Here is a 24414-nt window from a genome sequence, read left to right on the forward strand (position 1 = left end):
ACGCCGTGAAGCGCGCAAGCCGCCGGTAAGGCTGGCGCCCCGAGGTCCGCGTTTGCGTGCGATAGCGCGCCCCGAGCGCGGCATTTTGTCCGCCTGTGTGCGCCACCACCGAAGCAAAGGCGCGTGGAAAGGCGCACGATATCGGTGCACCTCGCGATGCCTCGCACGGTGCATGGCGTGCCCAATCGCTGCGCACGCGACGCCCCGCGGACGCATTTTCCGATGCGTGCCAGATCGCAGCGCGAGCGAGCACGGACCTTGCTTGATCCCCCGGCGACGCGATGACAATCAGGCTACGGAGGAGCGCGCGGGCCGTGCGAGGGTAGTGCGGACGGCTCTCCTTCTTAGGCGCTAGAGGATCACATGATCACAGAGCAACAGGACAAAGCAGCCGTGACCCCTCACGGCTTCGATCTCAGCGTCACATCGGGGCTGCAGCGCTACAGCGCGCAGCACGGCGACCTCACGCTCACGAGCGTATTCCAGCCGGTGTTCAGCCTCTCGCACATGCGGGCGGTCGGCTACGAAGGGCTGCTGCGCGCGCACGATCCGCTCGACCGCCCGGTTTCGCCGCTCGACGTGTTCGGCGACGCCGCGCGCGTGGGCGAAGCGCTGCTGGTGGACCGGCTCGCCCAGGGGCTGCATCTGGAGAACTTCGCGCTGCTGGGCGCGGAGCGCGAGTGGCTCTTTCTCAACGTGCATCCGGGCACGCTGATCGAGGCGTATCACTCGGCGGCGCTGCTTGCGAACCTGCGGCGGCTCAACATCGCCCCGCGCCGCGTGGTGCTCGAAGTGCTCGAAGACGAAGCGACGGACCTTGACGCGCTGGCGCAGGCCGTGGCGGCGTTTCGCGAGCGCGGCTTCCTCGTGGCGCTCGACGACTTCGGCGCGGGCAACGTCGATATTAGCCGCGTGTGGCAGCTCAACCCCGACATCGTGAAGCTCGACCGCATCATGCTCATGCACGCGCAGCATCGCGCCGACATGGCCGCGACGCTGCCCGCGCTCGTGGCGCTGCTGCACGATGCGGGCAAGCTCGTGCTGATCGAAGGCGTGGAGACGGAACACGAGGCGCAGCTTGCGCTCGCGTGCAACGCAGACTTCGTGCAGGGCTTCTTTTTCGCGCGCCCGGCCCCCGGGCTCACCGACGCCGCGCAGGTGCAAGGCGTGATCGCCGAAGCTACCGAGCGATTTCGTCAGCAGACCGAAACACGCGAGCGGGGCGAGACCAATCGGCTCGCACCGTACCAGCGTGCGTTCGAGCGCGCGGCGGAACGGCTCTCGGCGGGCGAGCCGATGGAAGAGGTGTGCTGGAACTTTCTCGCGCTCGATCACGCGGCGCGCTGCTATCTGCTCGATTCGAACGGCAGGCAGGCGGGCCGCAACGTGGTGCTGCGCGTCGATCGCGCGGAACGCGACGCGCGCTTCCTGCCGCTGGAAGACGCCCAGGGCGCAAGCTGGCTGCGCAGGCCGTACTTCCGCGCGGCGCTCGTTACGCCGGGGCGCGTGCACGTGACCGGCCCGTATCTGTCGATCAACGAGGCGATGCCGTGTTTGACGCTTTCGATGGCCGTGCAGGTGGGCGAGCGCCTGTGCGTGCTGTGCGGCGACATCGACTGGTTCGAATAGCCGCGCATCTGCGATCATGGCGTGTTCTTCACGACATGGCGCTCTCCTGTGCACAACGAACGGATATTGCTGGAAGTCATCGCGACCACGCTCGCCGACGCGCACGCCGCCGCGCGCGGCGGCGCGGATCGTCTCGAACTCGTCACGGCGATGGGCGAGGGCGGCCTGACGCCGAGCATCGGCATGATCGAAGCCGTGGTCGAGGCGGTGACGATTCCCGTGAACGTGATCGTGCGGCCGCACAGCCGCTCCTTCATTTACGATTCGAACGATTACGAAGTGATGCTGCGCGACGTGCGCGCCGCGAAGCGCGCTGGCGCGCATGCGGTCGTGATTGGCATGCTTACGCCTTCGCATGAAGTGGATCGCGACGGCTTGCAGCGCGTGATCGACGCCGCCGATGGCATGCCGCTCACGTTTCATCGCGCGTTCGATGAAGCGCGCGACTTGCACGAAGCGCTCGACGTGCTGCTCCGTTTCGACGCCGTGACGAACGTGCTCACCTCGGGCGGCAAGCCTTCGGTGCTCGAAGCGCAGGCGCAAATCCAGACGCTCGTGCAGCGCGCGGCGCACACGCATTGCACGGTGCTGGCGGGCGCGGGACTCACGGCGGATCGCGTCGCTGGGTTCGTGAGCACGACACAGGTGCGCGCGGTGCACTTCGGTTCGGGCGTGCGCGTGGACGGCAAGAGCCTCGCGCCCGTCGATGAAAACATGGTACGGCGCGTGCGAACCTTGCTCGACGCGTGAGTCATAAAAAAAAGCGCGCGCCATTCCGGTGAACGGCGCGCGCTTTTGAGCTTCACTTCACCTTATTTCGCCACCACCACCGGAATGCCGCGCAATGCGCCCGCGCCCTTGAATGACGCGAGCGCTTCCTGCACTGCGGCGCTCGTCTTCACGTCGATGGCAAGGCGCGCCGCCAGTTCACGCTCGCTGCGCTTCACCGCCGCGAGGTTCGCGAGCTTCACGTGCCCATAACCGCGCACGCGTTGATGCAGATTCGCGAGCCTGGCGATGTCGTCCGCATTTTCAGCGGTGAGGCTGGCGAACGCGCCGCGCAGCGTCGCTTCGTAATCGCCGGCGAGTGCGCGTTCCATGCGGCGCTCCAGCGTCTTGCCGAACGGATCGAGCCACGTGCCGCGCACGCTTTTGCCCTTTTTCAGCAGCCCGAGCGCTCTCCACAGCCACTGCCCGAACTGCATCTTGCGCGGCGGCTGGCCGCTCTTCTCGCGCGCGATGAGCGGGGGCGCAAGGTTGAACTTCACCGTGAAGTCGCTGCCCGCGGCGCCTTCGAACTGCGCTTCGAGCGCGGCGCGGAACGCCGGGTCGGTGTGCAGACGCGCGACTTCGTACTCGTCCTTCACGGCGAGCAGCCGATAGAACGTGGTCGCGACGGCGCGTGCGAGCGTTTGCTCCGCGCTCCTGTCGGCGCTGCGTGCGGCATCGACCAGCGCGCGATAACGCGTCACGTAGCTCGCGCCGCCATACGCACCCAGACGCGCCTCGCGATCGGCGATCAGTTCGTCGAGCGTTTGCGTGAGCTTGCGCGCCGTGGCTTTGGCGACTGCGGCGCGCTGCGTATCGAGCGCTTCGAGCGCGGCCGGATCGGCGGCCGCCATACGGCCGATGGAGAACGCGAACAGGTTGGCCTGCACGGCCACGTTGTTCAACTCGATGGCCCGCGTAAGCGCCGCGAGCGAAACCGGCACGAGGCCAAGCTGCCACGCAAAGCCGAGCATCACGATGTTCGCGCCGATGGTGTCGCCGAGATAGCGTTGTGCGAGTGCCTGGGCATCGCAGGTCGAGAGCGGATCGTTTCCGCTAACAGCGCCATGCGTCGCCGCGTGCCGCATTTTCGCGAGCAGCGCATCGGCGTGCAGATTCGCTTCGGGATTCTGCACGAACGACGCGTTCGGAATCTCATGCGTGTTCACGACGATACGCGTGCGGTCGTGGCGCACCGTTTGCAGCGCGTCGGCGCTCGCGCCCACGACCATGTCGCAGGCGAGCAGCAGATCGGCCTGCTGCGTGTCGATGCGCACCTGGTTGAGCAGCGCATCCGTTGCGGCGAAGCGCACGAACGAGAGCACCGAGCCGCCCTTCTGCGCGAAGCCCATGAAGTCGAGCACCGAAGCGCTCTTGCCTTCGAGATGCGCCGCCATGCTGATGAGCGCGCCCACCGTCACGACGCCCGTGCCGCCCACGCCCGTCACGAGAATGTCGTACGGCGCCTCGTCGAGATGCGTAGCCGGAACCGGCAGCGCATTCACTCGCGCGGCGAGCGCCTGCGGATCGAACGCCGCGCCCGCGGCCTTCTTGAGCTTGCCGCCTTCGATGGTGACGAAGCTCGGGCAAAAGCCGTTCACGCACGAGTAATCCTTGTTGCACGACGACTGATCGATACGGCGCTTGCGGCCCAGTTCCGTTTCCACGGGTTCGACCGAAAGACAGTTCGACTGCACGCCGCAATCGCCGCAGCCTTCGCACACTTCTTCGTTGATGAACAGGCGCTTGTCCGGATCGGGGAACTCGCCTTTCTTGCGGCGGCGGCGTTTTTCCGCGGCGCAGGTTTGATCGTAGATCAGCACCGTCACGCCCGGCGTTTCGCGCAGTTCGCGCTGCACGGTGTCGAGTTCGCTGCGGTGATGGAACGTCGTGCCCTTCGGAAAGAAGCCGTGATGGCCGTCGTACTTCTCGGGTTCGTCGCTCACCACCACGAAACGCGAGACGCCTTCGGCCTCCACCTGGCGCGCGATCTGCGGCACGGAAATGCTGCCGTCCACGGGCTGGCCGCCCGTCATCGCCACGGCGTCGTTGTAGAGAATCTTGTAAGTGATGTTGGTCTTCGCCGCCACCGCCTGGCGAATCGCAAGGATGCCTGAATGAAAGTAGGTGCCGTCGCCGAGATTCTGGAACACGTGCGGCATCTTCGTGAACATCGAATGCGCGGCCCAGTCCACGCCTTCGCCGCCCATCTGGATCAAGCCCGTGGTGTCGCGCTCCATCCACGAAGCCATGAAGTGGCAACCGATGCCGGCCTGCGCGATCGAGCCTTCGGGCACCTTCGTCGACGTGTTGTGCGGGCAGCCCGAGCAGAAGTAGGGCGTGCGGCGCACGGCGTCGGCGGCGTTCGAGAGGATTTGCGGCGCGACGAGATCCACCACGCGCTCGCGGCGGTCGAGCGCGGGCCGATGTTTCGCGAGCCACGCCGCGAACACGGGCAGGATGCGCGAGGGGCGCAGCTCGCCAAGCTCGGAGAGCAGAAGCGTGCCGTCTTCGGCGTGCTTGCCGATAACGGCCGGGCGCGCGCCCTCCTTGCGGTTGTAGAGATAGTCCTTGATCTGCTGCTCGATCACCGGACCCTTCTCTTCGATCACGAGCACGTCGGTGAGGCCCGAGACGAACGCGTCGATACGCGACATCTCCAGCGGGAACGACAGGCCCACCTTGTAGATGCGCACGCCGGCTTGATCGAGATCGTCGATGGTGAGATCGAGGCGGCGCAGCGTTTCCATCAGGTCCAGATGCGCCTTGCCGCAGGTGACGATGCCCACGTTCGCGTGCGGGCTCGGCGCGATCCACTTGTCGATGCTGTTCGCGCGCGCGAACTGGCGCACGGCGTCGAGCTTGGCGGCAAGACGCTGCTCGATCGCGAGACTCGGCAGATCGGGCCAGCGGTTGTGCAGGCCGCCGGGCGGCGGCGTAAAACCTTCGGGCGCCTGCCAGTCGGTCTTGATGGCGTCGAGATCGACGGTCGAGCCCGACTCCACCGTTTCCGAAATCGCCTTGTAGCCCACCCAGGCGCCCGAGTAGCGCGAGAGCGCCCAGCCGTACAGGCCGAATTCGAGCATGTCCGCGATGTTCGACGGATTCACCACGGGCATATGCCACGCCATCATCGCGAAGTCGCTCTGATGCGGCATGGACGACGACACGCAGCCGTGATCGTCGCCGGCCACGACCAGCACGCCGCCGTGCGGCGACGAGCCGTAGGCGTTGCCGTGCTTGAGCGCGTCGCCGGCGCGATCCACGCCCGGGCCCTTGCCGTACCACATCGCGAACACGCCTTCGACCGTGCGCTCCGGGTCCGCCTCCACGCGCTGGGTGCCGAGCACGGCCGTGCCGCCCAGTTCCTCGTTGATGGCGGGCAGGAAGCGCACGTCGGCGGCTTCGAGCAATTTCTTCGCCTTCCACGCCTGCTGGTCGACCATGCCGAGCGGCGAACCGCGGTACCCGCTGATGAAGCCCGCGGTGTTCAGCCCATGCGCGCGGTCGAGCGCGCGCTGCATGAGCGGCAGGCGGATCAGCGCCTGGGTGCCGGTGAGGAAGATGCGGCCGCGCGTGGCGGTGAGGTTGTCGGTGAGCTTGTAGTCAGCGAGGGGCGGCGTATCAAGTGGCGAAGGCGTGTCGCCGAACGCGGGGCGCGCGGTCATTGGGGGAGTCTCCTTTATCGACCGCGGTTGGCGCTTCAGCGCTTGCTGCGGTCCTAAGCTATTGCGATCGCTCAAGCCCTCTGGAGAAAGGCGGCGAAAGAGACTCTATTTTTTCTCGCCAATGACGGAAATTTTTTGCTAACTCTCCGGTGCCACAGGTTATTCGCGCGAGAGCCTGCCCGTGCCGGTTCAATTTCGAGAGAGATTTTCCCGACCCCCGTGCGATCCCGCCCGCATAGACTGTCGGGTACGTCCGTCAGATCACGCGCGGCCCGTAAGGCTTTGCACCGTCGAACGGCACGATATCGTGAAAATGCGTGTAGTCGATCGTGCTCACGCCGCCCGCATCGCTCATCAGATCGACATAGCGGTACTGCCAGCGGATCTGCTGGTCCGACCAGCTAAAGCGCGCCTGCATGATTTGCGCGGTCGATTCGTCCGAGCCTTCGATCACGACATGGAGCGTGGCGTGCTGTGCGGCGAGCATCTCGGGCGTGACGCCGTAGAGCGGGCTCGTCTCGTCGATCACGTGCATGAGGTTCCAGCCCAGCGTGAAGAGCGGATGCTGGTCGCGCACGAGCGCGAGGTCGTGGATGCGCCGCGCGTGAAAGCCGTCCGACGACGTTTCGATGCGGATGAGCCGCAGCTTCGCGACCGCTTCGGCAATCACGTTCTGACGCGCGTTCGCGGCGCGCGCCATGAGCGTCATGCGGCCTTCGATGGGATGCACCACTACCTGGCTTGCGAACATGATCTTCGCGCGCGGGCGCGAGAAGCGCGCGAACACGAGGCCGGTCGCCAGCGCGACTCCCGACATGCCGACGAAAATTTCCAGCGTGGCGACCAGATGCGCGTAGACCGTTTGCGGATGCATGTCGCCGTAGCCGACGGTCGCCAGCGTCTCCACGCTGAAGAAGAACGCGCCGAGAAAGCCCTTGGGGTACTGGTTGGCGATGGGCGCGGTGCCGAGCTGGTAGAGGCACGCGAACACGCCGTTCATGAACAGGAAGAGCGCCGCGAGCGAGGCGAAGAATGTGCCCCAGCGCACGGTGAGCGCCGAATGGTAGAAGTCGCCCCACGCTTGCGGCATGCCGTAGACGAGCACCTCGCGCGAGCCCACGGTCAGCCTGCGCGGCGCGCCGCGCTTTTTGCGCTTCGTACCGGCGGGCGTTTCGGCCTGGCAGGCGGCCATGTCCACGCCCGGCGAGCCTTGCGGTGCCGATTCGGCTTGCTGGGCCGCATCCTGGTTCGCGACGCGCTCCGGCGTTTCGGGCGTCATGGTGTTCCTGCGGTTCTGAAGGAGGAAAGGGAGCGTAGCAATGCCGAAGCTGCGCGGCAAGGCGATGCGTCAAGCGTACCGCAAGACGGTATCCGCGAAGCGATGCTCAGACGATGCACACCGGCGCCTCGTTCCCGCAGGGCGGCCGGGAGCGAGGGGCACAGAGGCGCGGCGGCGAGCGTTGGGCTTACGGAAACCCGTGCGGCTTGGGAATGCCTGCGCCGTGTTCGATATCGGCGATGGCCTGGCGGCGTGCGGCGTCCACGGCGAGCGTGGGGGCGTCGAAGCCCGCGTTGCCGCCGACCGTGACCCACGGCTGCACGGCCTTGTCGCGATGCGTGATCTGATACTCGGCGTCCCAGCGAGCGCCCTGCAATTCGAGGGGATGCACGTGGATGGCGTAGACGCCGTAAAGAAAGAGCTGTTCGGACATGGCTAACCTCCTGTCGGCCCGAGCCAGGTGCTTCGACGCCAGGCCGGGTCCCATGCAGAGCACCCCCGTCTCATGCAACGCTGCCGGCGATCCCCGAGTGGCCGCCAGATTCATCCCGCGACTTACAGTTCCAGCTCGCCGAGAATGCGATGCGCCAACGCCTTGGCTTCTTCGAGAGCCTCTTCCGGCGTGCCCGATGCGGCTTCGACTTCATACACCGCGTTTTCGAGTTCCTCGCCGTCGTCGCGCGCCAGGGAGACCAGGCCCTGGTACTGGCCGGCGTTCACGGGCCGCACCGTGGCAACGGCCGTGTAGATCCCCTTGGTGTAGCTGACGTCTTCCATAGCGTGCTCCTCGTGGAAGGAAACCCCTCGACGGCCGCGCGGATCGGGCCGCGCAGGTTCGGTGCAGGCTCAAGCGCTCAAGCCTCGCGCGTTGCCGGCAACAAGAGGGAAATTCCATGCTAGCACGTTGCCCGCGCGGCTGCGGGGCACGACGCTTGTCGCAACTGCGGACAACTGCGGACAGCGGCGCCGACACGAAACCGCCGCATTTCGTATCGGCGCCGCGCGCCTTGCGTCGTCAGTCGGCGAGCAGTGCGACGACTTCGTCGAGCGTCGGCGAATGGGCGCCGGGCCGGCGGCACGCGGCTGCGCCCGCGGCGAGCGCGAAGGCGAGATGCTGGCGCCAGTTGCGCTGCGGCGCGCTCATGAGGCTGAAGAGCAGCCCGCCGATGGAAGCGTCGCCCGCGCCCACCGTATCGGCCACTTCGACGCGCGGCGGCGCCGCCTCAATCACCTCGTTGCCCGCATGGAGCGTGGCTGTCTGGGCGCCGCGCGTGACGAGCAGCGTCGCGGCCGGATTGAGCGCGCGCAGGGCTTCGATGGCGTCGGCTTCGCTCTTGCCGGCGAACAGCATGCGCAGGTCTTCGTCGGAGACCTTGATGAGATCCGCGAGCGCGGCCATGCGGCGCAGGATCGGCTCGTAGCCGTGCGCCATGAGGTTGCGGTAATTCGGATCGAAGCTGATCTTCACGCCGGCCGCGCGCAGTTCGGCGGCGAGCGTGGCGAGCGTTTCGCCGAGCGGCTGGCGCACGAGGCTGATGCAGCCGAAGTGCGCCCACTTCGCATGCGCGCGCCAGCCTTCGGGCAGCCTGGCGGGATCGAAGGCGAGGTCGGCGCTTTGCTCGCCGATGAAGTAGTACGCGGGCGGATGCGTCTGATGCACGATCGCGAGCAGCGGCGGGCGCTCCACGCGCTGCATGAAACGCATGTCGAGTCCGGCTGCCACACTCGCGTTCCAGAGTTCGTCCGAGAAGTTGTCGACGCCGAGCGCCCCCACGCTCGCCGTGGGCAGCCCGAGGCGCGCGACCGCGCGCGCGACGTTCCAGCCCGCGCCGCCCGGATGCGCGCGCCAGTGCGAGTCCATGCCCGGCGTGCCGGGCGGCGCGCTGTGCGGCGTGCCTTCGGGCGCGGGCGTGCGCACGAGATCGGTGAGAATGTCGCCGGCCGAGATGAAGGCCGGGAAGCCGGACGAGAAGTCCGGGCCGGTGCTGCAGGTGCTCATGGTCTTATTCCTCTGCCTGGTTCTGGCCGGCCGTTGCGCCGGCGGCGGCTTCCTCGCGGCCCACGATCGGCGCCATGCCGCGTCCTGGCAGCGCGTTCAGCGCTTCGTAGCATGCGCCCATCGTGTGATAGTCGGTCTTGCCGGCGGGGCTCTTCTCGTCACTGTACTTGCGGTTGTCGCACGTGAGGATGCGATACCACGCACCGTAACGATGATCGACGAAATTCGCCCAGCTATAGCGCCAGATCTCGTCGTACCAGTCCCAGAAGCGCTCGTTGCCGGTGCGCTTGCCGAGCAGCGCCGCCGTGGCGAAGGTTTCCGCCTGCACCCAGAAGTACTTGTCGTGATCGCACACGGTGCCGTCGGGGCCGAAGCCGTAGTAAAGGCCGCCGTGATCGTTGTCCCACGCGTGCGCCATGGCGGCGTCGAACAGTTCGATCGCGCGCGGCAGCAGCCACGGCAGCGGGCGGTGACGTTCCAGCAGCAGCAAGAGCTTGGCCCACTCCGTTTGATGGCCCGGCTGGAAGCCCCACGGGCGGAAGATGTTGGAGCTGTCTTCCTCGTTGTAATGCCAGTCGACGGACCAGTCCGCGTGAAAGTGCTCCCATACGAGCCCTTGCGAGAGCTTCGCCTGGCGCAGCGTGATGTTCGACGCGACGCGCTCGGCGCGGTCGAGATACACGAGATGACCCGTCGCCTCGTAGGCCGCGAGCAGCGCCTCGGTCGTGTGCATGTTCGCGTTCTGGCCGCGATAGCTGGACACGAGCCAGTCCGCGCTCGCCTCGTCGGCGTAGAGGCCCGCCGCGCCGTCCCAGAAGCGGTGTTCCATCAGATCGAAGGTCGCGCCGATCATCGGCCGCGCCTCCTCGATGCCGGCCATCGCCGCATGCGAGTAAGCGAGCAGCACGAACGCGAGGCCGTAGCAGTGGCGCGTGGCGTCGAGCACGCGCTTCTTGCCGTCGCGCCAGTCGATCTCCCAGTCGTAGCCTTGCAGTTGCGCGTCCCAGTGGCCCTCGCGCAGGAACTGCAGGCCGTGGCGCGCGTATTCCAGGTGCTGCGGATCGCCGAACTCACGATACGCCATCGCATAGTTGAAGATGTAGCGGCAACTGCTCACGAGGTGCCGCGAGTGCGCGTTGTAGATCGAGCCGTCGTCGCGGAAGTAGTGGAAGAAGCCGCCCGACGGATCGAGCACGTTCGGCGCGTAGAAGCGCAGCGTGTCCTGCACGTGTCCGAGCAGGAAGCCGCGGTCGCGAAAACTCGCGACGCGCGGCGCGGCGGCGGGTTGGGCGGTGGCGGAGGAGGCGGTGTCGGCGGTCGTCGTCATGGCTTTCTCTTCTGGCTTGGACGTGGCTTCAGCGTAGGTTCAACGTGTTGTTTGCAGGGGCGCGCTACGCGCTTTGCGGCGTGCCCGCAGTGTGACGGACGGCATGCGCGGCGGCGGGATTCGATGACGTCGCACCGAGCGTGCTCGCGCGCGCGACGAGCTGGACGGCGAGGCGGATCTCGCTCGCGGCGGGCGCTTCTTCGAGCAGCAGTTCGACGCCGCGCCGCCCGAGCGCTTCCTTGTCGACGGCGATCGTCGAGAGCGGCGGCGTGGCGTGCGTGGCGCCCGCGATATCGTCGAAACCGATGATCGCGATGTCCTCGGGCACGCGCAGGCCGTTGGCGAGGCACACGCGCATGGCGGCGAGCGCGGCGGCGTCGTTGTAGGCGAAGAGGGCGTCGGGCGGCGGCCGCGAAGCTGCGCGCGCCGAATCGATCAAACGCTGCATGGCGAGCGCCGCGCCGGTATCGGGATCGAGGCCGCCGTCGATGGTCGTTTCGAGCGATGGATCGAACAGGAGGCCCGCTTCAAAAAACGCGCGCCGGTAGCCGAGCGCGCGCTGCGCGATGCTGTAGTGCGCGAGCGAGCCGCCGATGAACGCAATGCGCCGCCGCCCCAGCGCGAACAGATGCTGCATGGCGAGCGCGGCGCCCGCCGCGTTGTCGATGTTCACCGAGCGCAGGCCCGGCGCCCACAGGTCGATCAGCACGAGAGGGCGTTGCAGCGCGACGAGCGCCGCGAGCATTTCCGGCTCGACGAAGCCCGCCACGGCGATGGCGTCGGGCGCGTGCAGGCGCAACTGCTGGACGGTGTCGTCGGCGGGGCCGGCCGTGAGCAGCGCGGGCACGATGCCGTGTTCGCGGCAGGCGTCTTCCACGCCGTGCAGCACGTGCGAGAAAAACGGGCTCGCGGCGAAATTATTGTGCTGACGGTGAAGCAGGAAGGTGAGGCGGCGAATGCGCGGGCGCAGTTGCGCGCAGTCGTAGCCGAGCGAGCGGGCGACTTCGACGATGCGCTCGCGCGTGGCCTCGGAAAGGCCCGGCTGATTTTTCAATGCGCGCGACACTGTGCCGATCGACACATTGGCGGCCTGCGCGACGTCGCGAATGGTTGTCCCCATGATTCCTGGCAAGCGGTGAGCGCGATGAGCGTTCCGGGAGTGGTCAGGTGTGCGGCGATTGTATAGTAAAAACGGCGTGAAAAGGCCCGAATCGACGCTGCGAATTCCAGGTAAATACCAGTAAACAATGAAATAAGCGCGAATATGTATGTTTAGTAAAAATAACTAAACGGGAGTAGGCACGACGCTTGCGGAGGGTTCCCCACTCTCACCCGTTACGGAGGCATCATGCTCGGCACCCTGCTTCTGGTCATTCTGATCCTGCTGCTCGTGGGCGCATTCCCAGCCTGGCCGTATAGCCGCTCATGGGGCTATGCGCCCTCGGGCACGCTCGGCATCGTCGTTATCGTGGTGGTCGTGCTGGTCTTGATGGGGACGATCTAGCGAAGGCGTAGCAGCGAGGATACGAAAGCACAATGGGCCGGCGCGCGACATCATCGCGCGCCGGCCCGCGTTTTTTTGGGCTGCGCAAGGACATGCGCAGGGGAAATTCAGGCGGATGTCGAGCCGGGAATGAGATCGGCGTTCGCCCCGCCGTCGATCACGACGAGTCCGCTCGGCTCCTGTTTGGCGCGGCGCTTGGCGAGGGCCGCGAGCGACGCGATGCCGTCGCTGCTGTGCCGCGCGCCTTCGCCTGGCGCGATGCGCACGCAGCCTGTCGCCATTGTCACGAAGGTGAAAAAGGTGGCGTTGCCGTGGCGATCCTCGCCGTGAATGCCGCCTGCGAGCCGGTCGCCCGGCGCATAGAAGCGCTGCACGCCTTCGTTGAACGTGTCGATCGCCTGTCGTGCGCGCTCGCGCCACGTCTCGCTCTGGAACAGGACCAGGAAGTCGTCGCCGCCCACGTGGCCGAGGAAATCGCGCGTGGGGTCGCAGGCGTCGGCGAGCACGGTCGCCGCGAACTTCAGCACTTCGTCGCCCTGCCAGTAGCCGTATTGATCGTTGAACGGCTTGAACAGGTTCAGATCGACGTAGCAGGCGTGAAAGCCCGCGTCGTTCGAAAGCAGCCGCTCGATATGCGAGCTGATCGGGATGTTGCCCGGCAAAAAGGTGAGCGGATTCGCGTAGCGCGCGGCCTGGATGCGCACCTCCGTCACCGCGCGCACGAGGCTTTCGCCCGTGCCGAGGCCGGCGTACCGGCCGTTGTCGGTGATGACGAAGCCATCGGCGAGATAACGCTGGTCGTCGCTCGCGAGAAGCGTGGCCATCTGCTCGACCGTCATCGACTGCTCGATCAGCACCGGCTGCGCGTTGGCGAATTGCAGGCAGGCCTTCTTGCCGAATAGTTCGCGGTGATACGGCAGCGCATAGCGGTCCATGAACGCGCGCCGGTTGATCAGCGCAATGGGCGCTTCGTCTTCCACCACGGCCACCGCGTGCAGATCGGGCTGGCCGTTGAACAGTTCGAGCACGTCGTTGTTGGTCGCCTGGCGCGGCAGCGCGGGCGCGCGCACGAGCATCTTGCTGGCGGGCGCGCCGCCGCCCGCGGGCTGCGTGGCGGCGCTGCGCGTGGCTTCGGGGAACACGGCGATATGATCCGCGCGTATTGCCTCGCGCGCTTCGCGGGCGAGCGCGCGCAGCGGTTCCACGTTCGGGCGGCCGAAGAAAAAGCCCTGGCCGCAGTCGATGCCCATGTCGCGCAGCACGATCAGGTCGGCGGCGTTCTCGATGCCTTCGGCCACGAGGCGCGCGCCGCTCGCCTGCGCGAAGTGCTGCATGGCGCGTACGGCTTCGAACTTGAGCGCATCGTGGGCAATGTCGTGGATGAAGAAGCGGTCGATCTTCACGACATCGGGCTGCAACTGCACCCAGAGATTGAGGCTCGCGTTGGCGGTGCCGTAGTCGTCGAGCGCGAACTGGGCGCCGGCCGCGCGCAACGTCTCGACAACGGGCGAGAAGTTGCGCAGGTCGTGGATGGCGCTTTGCTCGGTGAGTTCGATCACGACGCGCGTGGGGTCGATGGGGCCGTCGAAGAGCGCGAGCGCGGCCTCGCCGGCGGCGGTGAGCTGGCGCAGCGCGTCGGCGCTGAAGTTGAGGAATAGCTTGCCGGGGCAGTCGAGCCCCGCGAACGTCTCGATGCAGGTGCGGGCGGCCGCGCGTTCGAGCGCGGCGGTGCATTGCTCGTCGCCGGCGCGCGCGAAGAGGGCGGCGGGTGTTTCGAGCGGCGAACCGGCTGGCCCGCGAATGAGGCCTTCATAGCCGAGGATCGCGCCGTCCTCGAAATCGACGATGGGCTGGAAGACCGCGCGCAACTGGCGCTGGGCGATCAGTGCCCCGACGCCGGGCGTGGCGTGAAGGAGTGGCGCGCGAGCGGACGCAGACATGGACAGGCCGGAACGGGCGAAGACGTTGAACTTAACGGCATATGATCTGATGAATTAAATGAAATTTTGGTGACAGCGGCGGGAAGCGCCGAAATTTGGGCGTGCGGCGGGCGCGCTTGCGCAGAGGAAAACGGGCGAGAGAGGGGTGCGCCGCAGCTTGGCGGCGGGGTTTGCTGCATCAAGGGCGGCGCGTTTTCGCCGCCCTTGCAGGTAGCGCTTAAAGGCCTTGGCGGCGGGCGGCCGTAGCGGTGCGCTCGCTCGCGCCTGCGCGCGATTCGTCGCCGGCGCTGGCGGCGCGCTCGGCGCTCATGTCGCGAGCGCCCCAGCGCTGGGCAAGCGCCGCGCACACCATGAGCTGGATCTGGTGGAACAGCATGAGCGGCAGCACGACCGCGCCCACGGCGTTGGAAGCGAAAATGACCTTCGCCATCGGCACGCCGGCCGCGAGGCTCTTTTTCGAGCCGCAGAAAATGATGGTGATCTGGTCGGCGCGCGAGAAGCCGAGCTTCTTGCTCGTGAATATCGTGATGCCGAGGGCGAGCGCAAGCAGCACCGCGTTCACCACGAGCAGGCCGCCGAGCGCGGTGAGCGGAATGTGATGCCAGAGCCCTTCGTTCACGGCCTCGGAAAACGCGCCGAACACCACGAGCAGGATCGAGCCCTGATCGACGAACTTGAGCACGCCTTTGTTGCGCTCGATCCAGCGCCCGATCACCGGGCGCAGCAACTGGCCCGCCACGAACGGCACGAGCAGTTGCAGCACGATGTTCCAGACGGTATGCCATGCCGAGCCGCTGCCCGCGCTCTGGTTCGTGACGATCAGGCTCACGAGCGCGGGCGTAATGAAGATGCCGATCAGGCTCGACGCCGAGGCGCTGCAAACGGCGGCGGGCACATTGCCGCGCGCAATCGACGTAAAGGCGATGGACGACTGCACCGTGGACGGCAGCGTGCAGAGGAACAACACGCCCGCGTAAAGCGCCGGGGTGACGAGCGGCGAGAGCACGGGCTTGAGCGCGAGGCCCAGCACCGGAAAGAGTACGAAGGTGCTGAGCAGCACGACGATGTGCAGCCGCCAGTGCGTCGCCCCGGCGACGATCGCCTCGCGCGAGAGCTTGGCGCCGTGCAGGAAGAACAGCAGACCCACGGCGACGTTGGTCAGCCAGTTGAAACCGGTGGCGGCCTGGCCGTGCACCGGGAACAGGCTCGCAAGAATCACCGTGCCGACGAGGCAAAGGGTGAAGTTATCGGGCAGGAATTTCGGACGTGCCATCGGACAATCTCAAGTGCGCGCCTGGGCGCCTGGCTGCGCGCAATCGGTGTGCGTGCAACGGATGAATCGGGATCTCTATTGTCGGCGCAAGCCGATTGAAAAAGCAAATTCATTTGAAGCATCGATTAATGAAGGATGCGCATGTATGTGCTGCATCGATGCGATCTTTACGTGCGATTTGCTCATGGATAAGCGAGCGGATTTTTCGCCCGGGAAGTCGTCAGGAGTCCGGGCATTCTTCAGATGATCAGCCGCGCGGAATCTTCGCGCAGAGCCTTGCCGGGTGGCCTTCCCGCACCGGCCCGGGAGCCGGAAAACCCAGCAGTAACATGGTGTTACAACCCTTCGGGCGGCATAACATCTTTTGGCTCGACACCCCTTCGGCACGCCCATAAATTACCGTCAAAGGGACGCCCGGGTCGTTGTGGCGGCAATCGTTACGCGCTGCGCGGCTTGCGTCCCGGGACTGGCCCGCCACGGCCCGAGTGGCGGGTTGCCGAGCGCAAACGTCGGGCAGGTGAAACGTCACAATGCACGCAGGGTTGTCAAAACTGGGACAGTGGGTGTTGGGGGCCGGACTAGCGGCCCTCGTTGTGCTCGCCCATGCTCAGCCCGGTTTTCCGGGTCACGGTGGAGGCGGCGGCTTCGCGCAGGCCATGCACCCGGCGCCCCGGGCCGGCATGTCGTGGGGCGGCGGCTACCACGGCGCCCCTGAGCGCGGCGAGGGTCGCGCCGCAATGCCGATGCGCGTCGCCGACCGGGGCGGCCGCTATGAGCGCGCCGGCAACCCCGCGCCGAACCAGTGGCAAGGTCGGGTCCAGCAGCAGGCGCCTCGGCGCGACTACAGCTACGGCACGCCGTTCAGCGGCGGCTACGGCGGCTATCGCGGCAATCCCATCACGCCCGTGAGCGCGGAAACGCGCCAGGTGCCGCATCCGCCCGCCGACTCGCCGGTGCGCGCCGGCTCGATCCGCGAAGACGTCGCCCGCTACAACGAGGAGCGCGGCGGCACGTTCCGGCCATTCCCGCGCAATGGCGGCGAAGTCCCGCGTCCGCCCATGCCCTCGCCCTACCGCAATTGAGCGGCGCCCTACAGCCGCTTTCGCTTTTTCCTTCGATTGCTTCCTCCTGCTCTGCTCTCGCAGTGCGGCTATGACACGTCCAGAACGTGCCCCGTTCGTCCACGCCGCCAAAACTGACGCGTGGATACCACACTTTTTCGAAATCTCTCGTCATACGTAACCCTTTCGTCATCAAATCTCGCTTTCGCTTCGGCGGCGCATTATCGGCAGCCCCCGCGCGTGCGCAGCGCCCCACTGGGCGCGGCCCGGCGGGCGGCGGTTCGCAGTGATGCAGCGCAGCGCAAAGCAGCGTCGAGAGGGGCAAAAAAGGTCTTATGGACGGCAAACTAATCCGCCCGATATACCGGCAATAACACCGTTTATTTTTGACCATAAAAATGGTCCGCAAAGATGGATCCGCCCAGAACGGCCACGCCTGCGAACGACGACAAAAACCAGGCTCTTGCGCGAGCGCCTTAGCCGCCCGACACCCTTTTTTGACAAAGACTGGAGAACCCATGAATACAACGGTCAGCCGCGCGCTGCGCACCACCCTGAAGGCGAGCGCGCTCGCCGCTGTTCTTGCCGCCGCGTCGTCGTCGGTATTTGCGCAGTCGAGCGTCCAGCTCTACGGCCAGGTCGACGAATGGGTCGGAGCGACGAAATTCCCGGGCAGTCAGACCGCCTGGAATGTGGGCGGCGGCGGCATGTCCACGTCGTACTGGGGCATGAAGGGATCGGAGGACCTGGGCGGCGGCTACAAGGCGATCTTCACGCTGGAAAGCTTCTTCCGCGCGCAGAACGGCCAGTACGGCCGCTTCGCGGGCGACACGTTCTTCGCGCGCAACGCGTACGTCGGCCTCGAATCGCCGTACGGCACGGTCACGGCGGGGCGCCTGACGACGCAACTGTTCGTCTCGACGATTCTCTTCAACCCGTTCATCGATTCGTACACCTTCTCGCCGATGGTGTACCACGTGTACCTCGGCCTCTCGACGTTCCCGACCTACACGACCGACCAGGGCGTGGTGGGCGACTCGGGCTGGAACAACGCCGTGCAGTACTCGACGCCTAACTTCAACGGCCTCTCGGGTTCGGCCATGTACGCGTTCGGCAACCAGGCCGGCCAGAACGGCTCGAAGAAGTGGAGCGTGCAGGCCCTGTACTTCCATGGCCCGTTCGCGGCCACCGCCGTCTATCAGTACGTGAACTTCAACAACACGCCGGGCGACATCGGCAGCATCGTGAGCGGCGATACGACCATCGTCGGCCTGAAGAGCCAGGGCGTGGCGCAAGTCGGCCTGTCGTACGACCTCAAGTACGTGAAGTTCTTCGGCCAGTACATGTACACGGCGAACTGGCAGGACGTGGGTAGCTGGCACGTGAACACGGCCCAGGGCGGTGTGACGGTCCCGGCCGGTCCCGGCACGGTCATGGCCTCGTACGCGTACTCGCGCAACGGCGGCGGCCTGAACCAGACGCGCCAGACGGCGGCTGTCGGCTACGACTACCCGCTCTCCAAGCGCACCGACGTCTATGCGGCCTATATGTACGACCACTTCGACAACATGTCGAGCGGCCAGACTTACGGCGTGGGCCTGCGCGCGAAGTTCTGACGGGCGCTGCATCCAAAGTCAAAACCCCGTGCTGCGTGCAGCGCGGGGTTTTGTTTTTTTGGGCATTCCTGATGCAAAAGAGGCAAGACGCTTTCGCCCGTTTCAGCACCCGCCTTTGATAAAACGACGAAAATATCGCCGATTGATTCCCCGTTATTGATGTTCGAGCAGAAGGCCGCGCAATGGATACCCTCGTCAGCATGAAAGTGTTCCGCCAGGTGGTGGAAGCGGGCAGCTTCGTCGCGGCGGCCGAACGCATGGACATGTCCGCCGCGATGGCGAGCAAGCATGTGGCGCATCTGGAGCAGCAACTTGGCGCGCGGCTGTTGAACCGCACCACGCGCCGCGTCGCGCCCACCGAGGCGGGCCGCGAGTATTACGAGCGCGTGGCCCAGGCGCTCACCGAACTCGACGAAGCCGGCCAGGCGGTGGGCGCGGCGAGCGTCGTTCCCAAGGGGCGCCTGCGCGTCTCGTCGCTCACGGCGTTCGGGCTGCGGCACGTGATGGGCGCGGTGGCCGACTATGCCGCCGGGCACCCGCAGGTGACCGTCGACATCACGCTCTCCGACCGCGTGGTCGAACTGATCGACGAGGGCTTCGACGTGGCGATCCGCGCCGCGCCTTCGGGCCTGAAATCTTCGTCGCTGATAGCGCGGCCGCTCGCCACGGCGCACATCGTGCTGTGCGCCTCGCCCGACTACTTGCGCCGCCACGGCGCGCCGAAGAGCGTGGCCGATCTCGCGCGCCACAACTTCGTGCAGTACGCGGGCGCCTCGGCCCAGGAACTCGCGCCGTTCGCGGAGGGCGCGGGCGGCGCGAAGCCGAAGCCGGGCGGCAACCTCATCGTCAATCACCTGGAAGCGCTGCGCGTGGTCTTGCTGCAAGGCGGCGGACTCTCGATGCTCGGCACCGAGGTCGTGGGCGACGATATCGCCGAAGGGCGGCTCGTGCCGCTGCTCCTCGACGCGCTGCCGCCTCGCGAGTTGCCCATCTACGCCGTGTACGCGAGCCGCCGCCATCTCTCGGCGAAGGTGCGCTCGTTCGTCGACTTTCTCGCCGCGCGCTTTTCGGAGCGCGAACTCTGGCCGGGCGTGGAGGCGATCCGCGCGGCGGCCGTCCATGCGGGCGCCGCACGCATTGCTTCCACCGCGCGCTGAAATCAGCGGCTCACGCCGAGGCGTGCCTTCGTCTCGTCGTACTCGCGCTTGAGGCGCCCGACGAGATCGGCCACCGAGGGCACGTCGTCCATCAAGCCCACCGCCTGGCCCGCGCCCCACACGTCTTTCCAGGCCTTCGCCTTCGAGGTGCCCGCGCCGAAATCCATCTTCGATTTGTCGGACTCGGGCAGCGCATCGGGATCGAGCCCGGCGTTCACGATGCTCTCGCGGATGTAGTTGCCGTGCACGCCGGTAAAGAGGTTCGTGTAGACGATGTCGGCGGCCTTCGCTTCGAGAATGGCGTGCTTGTAGTCGTCCATGGCGTGGGCCTCTTTCGTCGCGATGAAGCGCGTGCCCATGTAGGCGAGGTCCGCGCCCATGGCCTGGGCGGCCAGGATCGAGCCGCCGTTGGCGATCGCGCCCGACAGCACGATCGGGCCGTCGAAGATGCGCCGCACTTCGCCCACCAGCGCGAACGGCGAGGTCGTGCCCGCGTGGCCGCCCGCGCCCGCGGCCACGAGGATCAGGCCATCGACGCCCGCTTCGAGCGCCTTGGTGGCGTGACGCAGGTTGATGACGTCGTGCAGCACGATGCCGCCGTAGCTGTGCACGGCGTCGAGCAACTCGCGCGGCGGCGCGCGCAGGCTCGTGATGAAGATCGGCACGTGATGTTCGACGCACACGCGCACGTCGTGCTCGAGCCGCGCATTCGACTGATGGACGATCTGATTGACGGCGATCGGCCCGATGACGGCCTGCGGATTCGCGGCCTTGTACGCGCTGAGTTCTTCGCGGATCCGCGTGAGCCAGACGCCCAGTTCTCCGGCGGGACGCGCATTGAGCGCCGGAAACGACCCGACGATGCCCGCCTTGCACTGCGCGAGCACCAGTTCCGGGTAGCTGACGATGAACATCGGCGAGCCCACGACGGGCAGCGAGAGGTTTTGCAGGACGGCGGGCAGGGCCATGGGGGAGGTCTCCTTGCGGCGCTTCGATAGGGGGGCGGGCGCGCGGATGGGATGCCGGTATCGACCGGGTGCGATCTCGCTTGACCGCGCGCAGCCGCGCGGAAGCGGCGTGATTCGACGCACACACTCCGACGCACAAACGCCGACGCGCAAACGGCCGTTCGATTATAGGCCGGGGGGGCGTTCGGGCATTCCTCGCGCCGTATTCGAGGAAGTGTTCGGTTTCTACCGTTGCGGGCCCAAAAGCACATTTTCGAGCCGCGCTCGCCTCATACAATGACCGATAGACCAACAAACACAAGAGACTAGCCCCATGCCCTTCGACGGATTCCAGCCTTTCACCGTCCGCACTGCGGGCGGCGTAGACATCTGCGGCGTGAAGGGCGGCGACGGACCGCCGCTATTGCTGCTCCACGGCGATCCGCAGACTCACATGATCTGGCATCGGTGCGCCTCGTCGCTCGCGCAGCACTTCACCGTCGTCGCGACGGATCTGCGCGGCTACGGCGCCTCCTCGAAACCGGCCAGCGACGACACGCACGCCGCCTACTCGAAACGCGCGATGGCGGCCGACCAGGTCGAGGTCATGCGCCACTTCGGCCACGAGCGCTTTCTCGTCTGCGCGCACGATCGCGGGGCGCGCGTCGCGCATCGCATGGCGCTCGATCACCCGAATGCCGTCGAGCGTCTCATGCTTCTCGACATCGCGCCCACGCTCGCCATGTACGAGCAGACCGACCGCGAATTCGCCACGCTCTACTTCCACTGGTTCTTCCTGATCCAGCCCGAGCCGCTGCCGGAAACGCTGATCGAGGCCAACCCCGACGTCTATATCGAGCGCGTCATGGGCAGCCGCCACGCAGGTCTCGCGCCGTTCGCGCCGAAGGCGCTCGGCGCCTACCGGGCCGCGCTGCGCCAGCCGGGCGCGGTGCACGCGATGTGCGAGGACTACCGCGCCTCCGCGACCATCGACCTCGAGCACGACCGCGCCGACCTCGAGCGCGGCAACAAGGTGGCGTGCCCGCTGCGCGTGCTGTGGGGCGCGGAGGGCGTAATCGAGCGCTGCTTCGACCCGCTTGCCGAATGGCGCAAGGTGGCGCGCGACGTGAGCGGCCGCGCGCTGCCGTGCGGCCACTACATTCCCGAGGAGGCGAGCGAGGCGCTGGTCGAGGAGATGCTGGCGTTCTTCGAAACCACGGAGCAATAAGGGCGGCGGCTGCCTTCAGCGCAGCGGCGGCAGGCGGCGCGGCACCGGAGTGGACTTGACGATGGCCGTGCTGGTTTCGGCGCGCTCGGTGACTTTGGCGAGAATCTCGTCGAGTTGTTCGATCGAATGCAGATACAGCCGGGCGACGAAGCAGTCGTCGCCCGTAACCTTGTCGCACTCGACGAATTCGGGAATGCGCCGCAATACCTCTTCCACCAGATGCAATTGCCCGGGCAGCGGCTTCACGCGCACGATGGCCTGCAGCGTGTAGCCGAGCGCCCGCGGATCGATCTGAACCGTATAGCCGCCGATCACGCCTTGCGCTTCGAGCCGGCGCAGCCGCTCGGACGTGCTCGGCGCGGAAAGCCCAACGTGCCTCGCCAGGTCGGCGGCGCTCGCGCGGGCGTCTTCGGCGAGCGCGGCGAGCAGCATGCGGTCGATGTCGTCGAGCGGGGCGGCGGCGGGCGTGGGGTTCGGACGTCGATTCATGGTTGCGCGGGTGCTCCGGCGAGTTGGCCTTTTTAACGAAGGCAAGAGTTGCCTGCCGCCTTAGTTTAGCCATGTATTCCCTGCCTTGCAGCCGATAAACTGGCTGGCAGATGCGCAGGGCCGCGCGCCCTGCGTCCGCCATACAGAGGATGCAAGCCCATGTCTTCCCCCACTCCTGAAATTCGCCGCGGCGCCGCCGAGATGATCGTCGCGATGCTGATGTCCGGCACCATCGGCTGGCTCGTGGTCGCCTCGCGGCAGGCACCGATCAACATCGCCTTTTTGCGCTGCGTGCTCGGCGGCGCGACGCTCACGCTCGTGTGCGCCGCGCTCGGCCTGCTGCGCCGCAAGCACCTGCCGCCGCGCACGCTCGCGCTTGCCGTGCTCGGGGGCGCGGCCATCGTCGCGAACTGGGTGCTGCTGTTCGCCGCCTATTCGCGCGCCTCGATCTCCATGGCCACGGCCGTCTACAACACGCAGCCGTTCATGCTGGTGGGCCTCGGCGTGGTCATTCTGCGCGAGCGCGTGAGCGCGTCGACGCTCGCGTGGCTCGCGGTGGCCTTCGTCGGGCTCGTGTGCGTGGTCGAGGTGCAGCCCGCCGTGCTCGCGGTGCCTGGCGAGTATCTGCAAGGCGTGGCCTACGCGGCGGGCGCGGCGTTTCTCTACGCGATCTCGTCGATCATCACGCGGCACCTCAAGGGCACGCCGCCTCATCTCATCGCGCTCGTGCAGCTCGCGTTCGGGGCGCTCGCGCTCGCGCCGTTCATTCATTACGGCACGCTGCCGGCCACGCCGCTGCACTGGGCGCAGCTCGTGACGCTCGGCGTCGTGCATACGGGCATCATGTACGTGCTGCTCTACGGCGCGATCCAGAAGCTGCCCACGGCGATGACGGGCGCGCTCTCGTTCATCTATCCCGTGGTCGCGATCCTCGTGGACTGGTTCGCGTTCGGCCAGCGTCTCGCGTGGATTCAGGTGGTGGGCGCGGCGCTCATCCTGGTCGCGGCTGCGGGCGTGAACCTCGGCTGGCGGACCGTGCCGCAGCGGCGGGACGCGCGTTCGGCGTAAGGCGCGCGTCGCATCGCGGGGCGCGCCTGCGCGCCGGCATGTGGGGTAGGCCGTCCCGGCCGCATAATGTCGCGGTTCGAACCCGCCACCTTTGCCCGCATGACGCAAGACCACGCCAGCCACGACGAAGCCGAACTCGCGCGCGCCAAGCGCCGCGCGCTGCTTTTGCTGCTGGGCGCGGCGGCCGTGTTCGTCGGCACGGCGCTGTCGCCGCCCGGTATCGTGATCGACGGCATCAAGGCCGTGAGCGAAGCGGCCATGGTCGGCGCGCTCGCCGACTGGTTCGCCGTGGTCGCGCTCTTTCGCCGTGTGCCGATTCCCTTCGTTTCGGCGCGTACGGGTGTCATTCCGCGCAACAAGGACCGCATCGCCGATGAGCTTGCCAACTTCGTGCGCGACAAATTTCTCGATGTCGGCTCGCTAGTCGGTCTGATCCGCCGCCACGATCCGGTCGAGCGTCTTGCCGCGTGGCTCGCGGCGCCGCACAACGCACGGCGCCTGGGCGACTACGCGGTGCGCATGATGTCGGGCATGCTCGGCCTCACCGACGACGCGCGCATCCAGAACTTCATCCGCGAGGGGCTGCATGCGGCGCTCGAACGGGTCGATCTCTCGAAGTCGGCGGGCGCGATTCTCGACACGCTCACGAAGGACGGCCGCCATCAGGAACTGCTCGACCAGATGCTGGACCAGCTAGGCGCGCTGCTGCGCGACGAGGGCACGCGCGCGTTCGTGGCGGGACGTATCGTGGACGGTCTGAAGGGCGAGTTTCCAAAGACCGAGAAGTTTCTGCCTTCGGAATGGATTGGCGAGAGCGGCGCGCGGGTGCTGGAGAGCGCGGTGAACCGGCTGCTGCTTCAGGTGGGCGAAGACCGCGAGCATCATCTGCGCAAGAAGTTCGACGACGTGGTGGAGCGGCTGATCGTGCAGCTCAAGAGCGATCCGGCCTTCCTGCGCAAGGGCGAGGAGTTGAAGGCGAGCCTGCGCGAAGGCAGCGCGCTCAACGAGTACACGCGCGCGCTATGGGACAGCCTGCGCGCGTGGCTGCGCGACGATCTCACGCGCGAGGACTCCGAACTGCACGCGAAGGTGGCCGCAACGGGCCGCTGGCTTGGCGAGACGCTCGCCGCCGACGCCGAACTGCGCGCCTCGCTGAACGGCCATCTCGAAGACGCCGCGCGCGCCATGGCGCCCGACTTCGCGCGCTACCTCACGCATCACATTCGTGACACCGTGCAGAACTGGGACACGCGCGAGACGGCGCGGCTCATCGAACTGAAGATCGGCAAGGATCTGCAGGAGATTCGCGTAAACGGCACGGTGATCGGCGGCGCGATCGGCCTTGGCCTTTATCTGTGTTCGCATCTGTTCGAGCTTGTGCGGCTGAAAATGGGCTACTGACAATTTGCTTCGTATTCCGGATCAATTGCTTAGGCTCGGAGACACGGCGAGTGCGGCCGT

Annotated in this window: 20 protein-coding genes; 9 read left to right on the forward strand and 11 right to left on the reverse strand. The window is 66.8% G+C overall.

Annotation, left to right across the window (positions count from 1 at the left end; genetic code table 11):
• Positions 1–363: 363 nt before the first annotated feature.
• Together U5768_RS18460 and U5768_RS18465 are read left to right on the forward strand one after the other, a co-directional pair.
• Entirely contained in the window at positions 364–1629 is a 1266-nt protein-coding gene (locus U5768_RS18460) for an EAL domain-containing protein (protein WP_322031841.1), read from the forward strand.
• A 48-nt stretch (positions 1630–1677) separates the two neighbouring features.
• Positions 1678–2379, forward strand: a complete 702-nt coding sequence (locus U5768_RS18465; protein ID WP_322032022.1) for a copper homeostasis protein CutC — start codon at positions 1678–1680, stop codon at positions 2377–2379.
• Between the two features lie 62 nt (positions 2380–2441).
• Here U5768_RS18465 and U5768_RS18470 read toward each other — a convergent pair whose 3' ends face one another.
• The 7 genes from U5768_RS18470 to U5768_RS18500 form a co-directional block, all read right to left on the reverse strand.
• Entirely contained in the window at positions 2442–6065 is a 3624-nt protein-coding gene (locus U5768_RS18470) for an indolepyruvate ferredoxin oxidoreductase family protein (protein ID WP_322031842.1), read from the reverse strand.
• 256 nt (positions 6066–6321) lie between these two features.
• On the reverse strand, positions 6322–7257 hold the full coding sequence (locus tag U5768_RS18475; RefSeq protein WP_322032023.1) for an ion channel: 936 nt from the start codon (positions 7255–7257) through the stop codon (positions 6322–6324).
• Between the two features lie 274 nt (positions 7258–7531).
• On the reverse strand, positions 7532–7777 hold the full coding sequence (locus U5768_RS18480) for a hypothetical protein (protein WP_322031843.1): 246 nt from the start codon (positions 7775–7777) through the stop codon (positions 7532–7534).
• Positions 7778–7899: 122 nt separating this feature from the next.
• Positions 7900–8121 carry a hypothetical protein gene (locus tag U5768_RS18485; RefSeq protein ID WP_322031844.1) on the reverse strand — a complete coding sequence of 74 codons (222 nt, stop codon included), beginning with the start codon at positions 8119–8121 and terminating at the stop codon, positions 7900–7902.
• A 238-nt stretch (positions 8122–8359) separates the two neighbouring features.
• A complete protein-coding gene (locus U5768_RS18490) occupies positions 8360–9343 on the reverse strand; it encodes a carbohydrate kinase (protein ID WP_322031845.1) in 984 nt (327 codons plus the stop codon).
• Positions 9344–9347: 4 nt separating this feature from the next.
• Positions 9348–10670, reverse strand: coding sequence for an AGE family epimerase/isomerase (locus U5768_RS18495; protein ID WP_322031846.1), 1323 nt, complete (start codon positions 10668–10670; stop codon positions 9348–9350).
• A 64-nt stretch (positions 10671–10734) separates the two neighbouring features.
• Positions 10735–11790 carry a LacI family DNA-binding transcriptional regulator gene (locus tag U5768_RS18500; protein ID WP_322031847.1) on the reverse strand — a complete coding sequence of 352 codons (1056 nt, stop codon included), beginning with the start codon at positions 11788–11790 and terminating at the stop codon, positions 10735–10737.
• Between the two features lie 228 nt (positions 11791–12018).
• Here U5768_RS18500 and U5768_RS18505 point away from each other — a divergent pair, with 228 nt between their 5' ends.
• Positions 12019–12174 (forward strand): DUF3309 family protein, encoded by a 156-nt coding sequence (locus U5768_RS18505; protein ID WP_322031848.1) that lies wholly within the window; start codon positions 12019–12021, stop codon positions 12172–12174.
• A 107-nt stretch (positions 12175–12281) separates the two neighbouring features.
• On the opposite strand, the gene U5768_RS18510 is transcribed toward U5768_RS18505, so the two are convergent.
• Both U5768_RS18510 and U5768_RS18515 read right to left on the reverse strand, forming a co-directional pair.
• Positions 12282–14114: a phosphodiesterase gene (locus U5768_RS18510; RefSeq protein WP_322031849.1), complete on the reverse strand. Its 1833-nt coding sequence runs from the start codon at positions 14112–14114 to the stop codon at positions 12282–12284.
• 217 nt (positions 14115–14331) lie between these two features.
• Complete coding sequence (locus U5768_RS18515; RefSeq protein WP_322031850.1) at positions 14332–15387, reverse strand: bile acid:sodium symporter family protein; 1056 nt, start codon at positions 15385–15387, stop codon at positions 14332–14334.
• Between the two features lie 593 nt (positions 15388–15980).
• Between U5768_RS18515 and U5768_RS18520 the strand changes: the two genes are divergently transcribed.
• The 3 genes from U5768_RS18520 (at position 15981) to U5768_RS18530 (ending at position 19221) form a co-directional block, all read left to right on the forward strand.
• Positions 15981–16469 carry a peptide-binding protein gene (locus U5768_RS18520; protein WP_322031851.1) on the forward strand — a complete coding sequence of 163 codons (489 nt, stop codon included), beginning with the start codon at positions 15981–15983 and terminating at the stop codon, positions 16467–16469.
• Between the two features lie 497 nt (positions 16470–16966).
• Complete coding sequence (locus tag U5768_RS18525) at positions 16967–18064, forward strand: porin (RefSeq protein ID WP_322031852.1); 1098 nt, start codon at positions 16967–16969, stop codon at positions 18062–18064.
• A 182-nt stretch (positions 18065–18246) separates the two neighbouring features.
• Positions 18247–19221, forward strand: a complete 975-nt coding sequence (locus U5768_RS18530) for a LysR family transcriptional regulator (RefSeq protein WP_322031853.1) — start codon at positions 18247–18249, stop codon at positions 19219–19221.
• 2 nt (positions 19222–19223) lie between these two features.
• Here U5768_RS18530 and U5768_RS18535 read toward each other — a convergent pair whose 3' ends face one another.
• Positions 19224–20189: a nitronate monooxygenase family protein gene (locus U5768_RS18535; RefSeq protein ID WP_322031854.1), complete on the reverse strand. Its 966-nt coding sequence runs from the start codon at positions 20187–20189 to the stop codon at positions 19224–19226.
• Positions 20190–20502: 313 nt separating this feature from the next.
• Between U5768_RS18535 and U5768_RS18540 the strand changes: the two genes are divergently transcribed.
• Positions 20503–21396 (forward strand): alpha/beta hydrolase, encoded by an 894-nt coding sequence (locus U5768_RS18540; protein ID WP_322031855.1) that lies wholly within the window; start codon positions 20503–20505, stop codon positions 21394–21396.
• A gap of 15 nt (positions 21397–21411) precedes the next feature.
• Here the strand turns inward: U5768_RS18540 and U5768_RS18545 are convergent, their stop codons facing one another.
• Entirely contained in the window at positions 21412–21885 is a 474-nt protein-coding gene (locus U5768_RS18545) for an Lrp/AsnC family transcriptional regulator (protein ID WP_322031856.1), read from the reverse strand.
• Positions 21886–22044: 159 nt separating this feature from the next.
• On the opposite strand from U5768_RS18545, the gene U5768_RS18550 reads away from it, so the two are divergent.
• Positions 22045–22953: a DMT family transporter gene (locus U5768_RS18550; protein WP_322031857.1), complete on the forward strand. Its 909-nt coding sequence runs from the start codon at positions 22045–22047 to the stop codon at positions 22951–22953.
• A 99-nt stretch (positions 22954–23052) separates the two neighbouring features.
• Positions 23053–24354, forward strand: a complete 1302-nt coding sequence (locus tag U5768_RS18555) for a DUF445 domain-containing protein (protein ID WP_322031858.1) — start codon at positions 23053–23055, stop codon at positions 24352–24354.
• The last annotated feature ends 60 nt before the right edge of the window (positions 24355–24414 follow it).

This window comes from Paraburkholderia sp. J76 (genome assembly GCF_905220295.1).
In the GTDB taxonomy this organism is placed as follows: Bacteria; Pseudomonadota; Gammaproteobacteria; order Burkholderiales; family Burkholderiaceae; genus Paraburkholderia.

Bases quoted from the DNA above. Each gene is read 5' to 3' on its own strand.
- U5768_RS18555 (WP_322031858.1), top strand. From the start codon at position 23,053: ATGACGCAAGACCACGCCAGCCACGACGAAGCCGAACTCGCGCGCGCC.
- U5768_RS18540 (WP_322031855.1), top strand. From the start codon at position 20,503: ATGCCCTTCGACGGATTCCAGCCTTTCACCGTCCGCACTGCGGGCGGC.
- U5768_RS18460 (WP_322031841.1), top strand. From the start codon at position 364: ATGATCACAGAGCAACAGGACAAAGCAGCCGTGACCCCTCACGGCTTC.
- U5768_RS18545 (WP_322031856.1), bottom strand. From the start codon at position 21,885: ATGAATCGACGTCCGAACCCCACGCCCGCCGCCGCCCCGCTCGACGAC.
- U5768_RS18515 (WP_322031850.1), bottom strand. From the start codon at position 15,387: ATGGCACGTCCGAAATTCCTGCCCGATAACTTCACCCTTTGCCTCGTC.
- U5768_RS18525 (WP_322031852.1), top strand. From the start codon at position 16,967: ATGAATACAACGGTCAGCCGCGCGCTGCGCACCACCCTGAAGGCGAGC.
- U5768_RS18470 (WP_322031842.1), bottom strand. From the start codon at position 6,065: ATGACCGCGCGCCCCGCGTTCGGCGACACGCCTTCGCCACTTGATACG.
- U5768_RS18510 (WP_322031849.1), bottom strand. From the start codon at position 14,114: ATGTCTGCGTCCGCTCGCGCGCCACTCCTTCACGCCACGCCCGGCGTC.
- U5768_RS18550 (WP_322031857.1), top strand. From the start codon at position 22,045: ATGTCTTCCCCCACTCCTGAAATTCGCCGCGGCGCCGCCGAGATGATC.
- U5768_RS18475 (WP_322032023.1), bottom strand. From the start codon at position 7,257: ATGGCCGCCTGCCAGGCCGAAACGCCCGCCGGTACGAAGCGCAAAAAG.
- U5768_RS18480 (WP_322031843.1), bottom strand. From the start codon at position 7,777: ATGTCCGAACAGCTCTTTCTTTACGGCGTCTACGCCATCCACGTGCAT.
- U5768_RS18485 (WP_322031844.1), bottom strand. From the start codon at position 8,121: ATGGAAGACGTCAGCTACACCAAGGGGATCTACACGGCCGTTGCCACG.
- U5768_RS18530 (WP_322031853.1), top strand. From the start codon at position 18,247: ATGGATACCCTCGTCAGCATGAAAGTGTTCCGCCAGGTGGTGGAAGCG.
- U5768_RS18495 (WP_322031846.1), bottom strand. From the start codon at position 10,670: ATGACGACGACCGCCGACACCGCCTCCTCCGCCACCGCCCAACCCGCC.
- U5768_RS18535 (WP_322031854.1), bottom strand. From the start codon at position 20,189: ATGGCCCTGCCCGCCGTCCTGCAAAACCTCTCGCTGCCCGTCGTGGGC.
- U5768_RS18500 (WP_322031847.1), bottom strand. From the start codon at position 11,790: ATGGGGACAACCATTCGCGACGTCGCGCAGGCCGCCAATGTGTCGATC.
- U5768_RS18490 (WP_322031845.1), bottom strand. From the start codon at position 9,343: ATGAGCACCTGCAGCACCGGCCCGGACTTCTCGTCCGGCTTCCCGGCC.
- U5768_RS18505 (WP_322031848.1), top strand. From the start codon at position 12,019: ATGCTCGGCACCCTGCTTCTGGTCATTCTGATCCTGCTGCTCGTGGGC.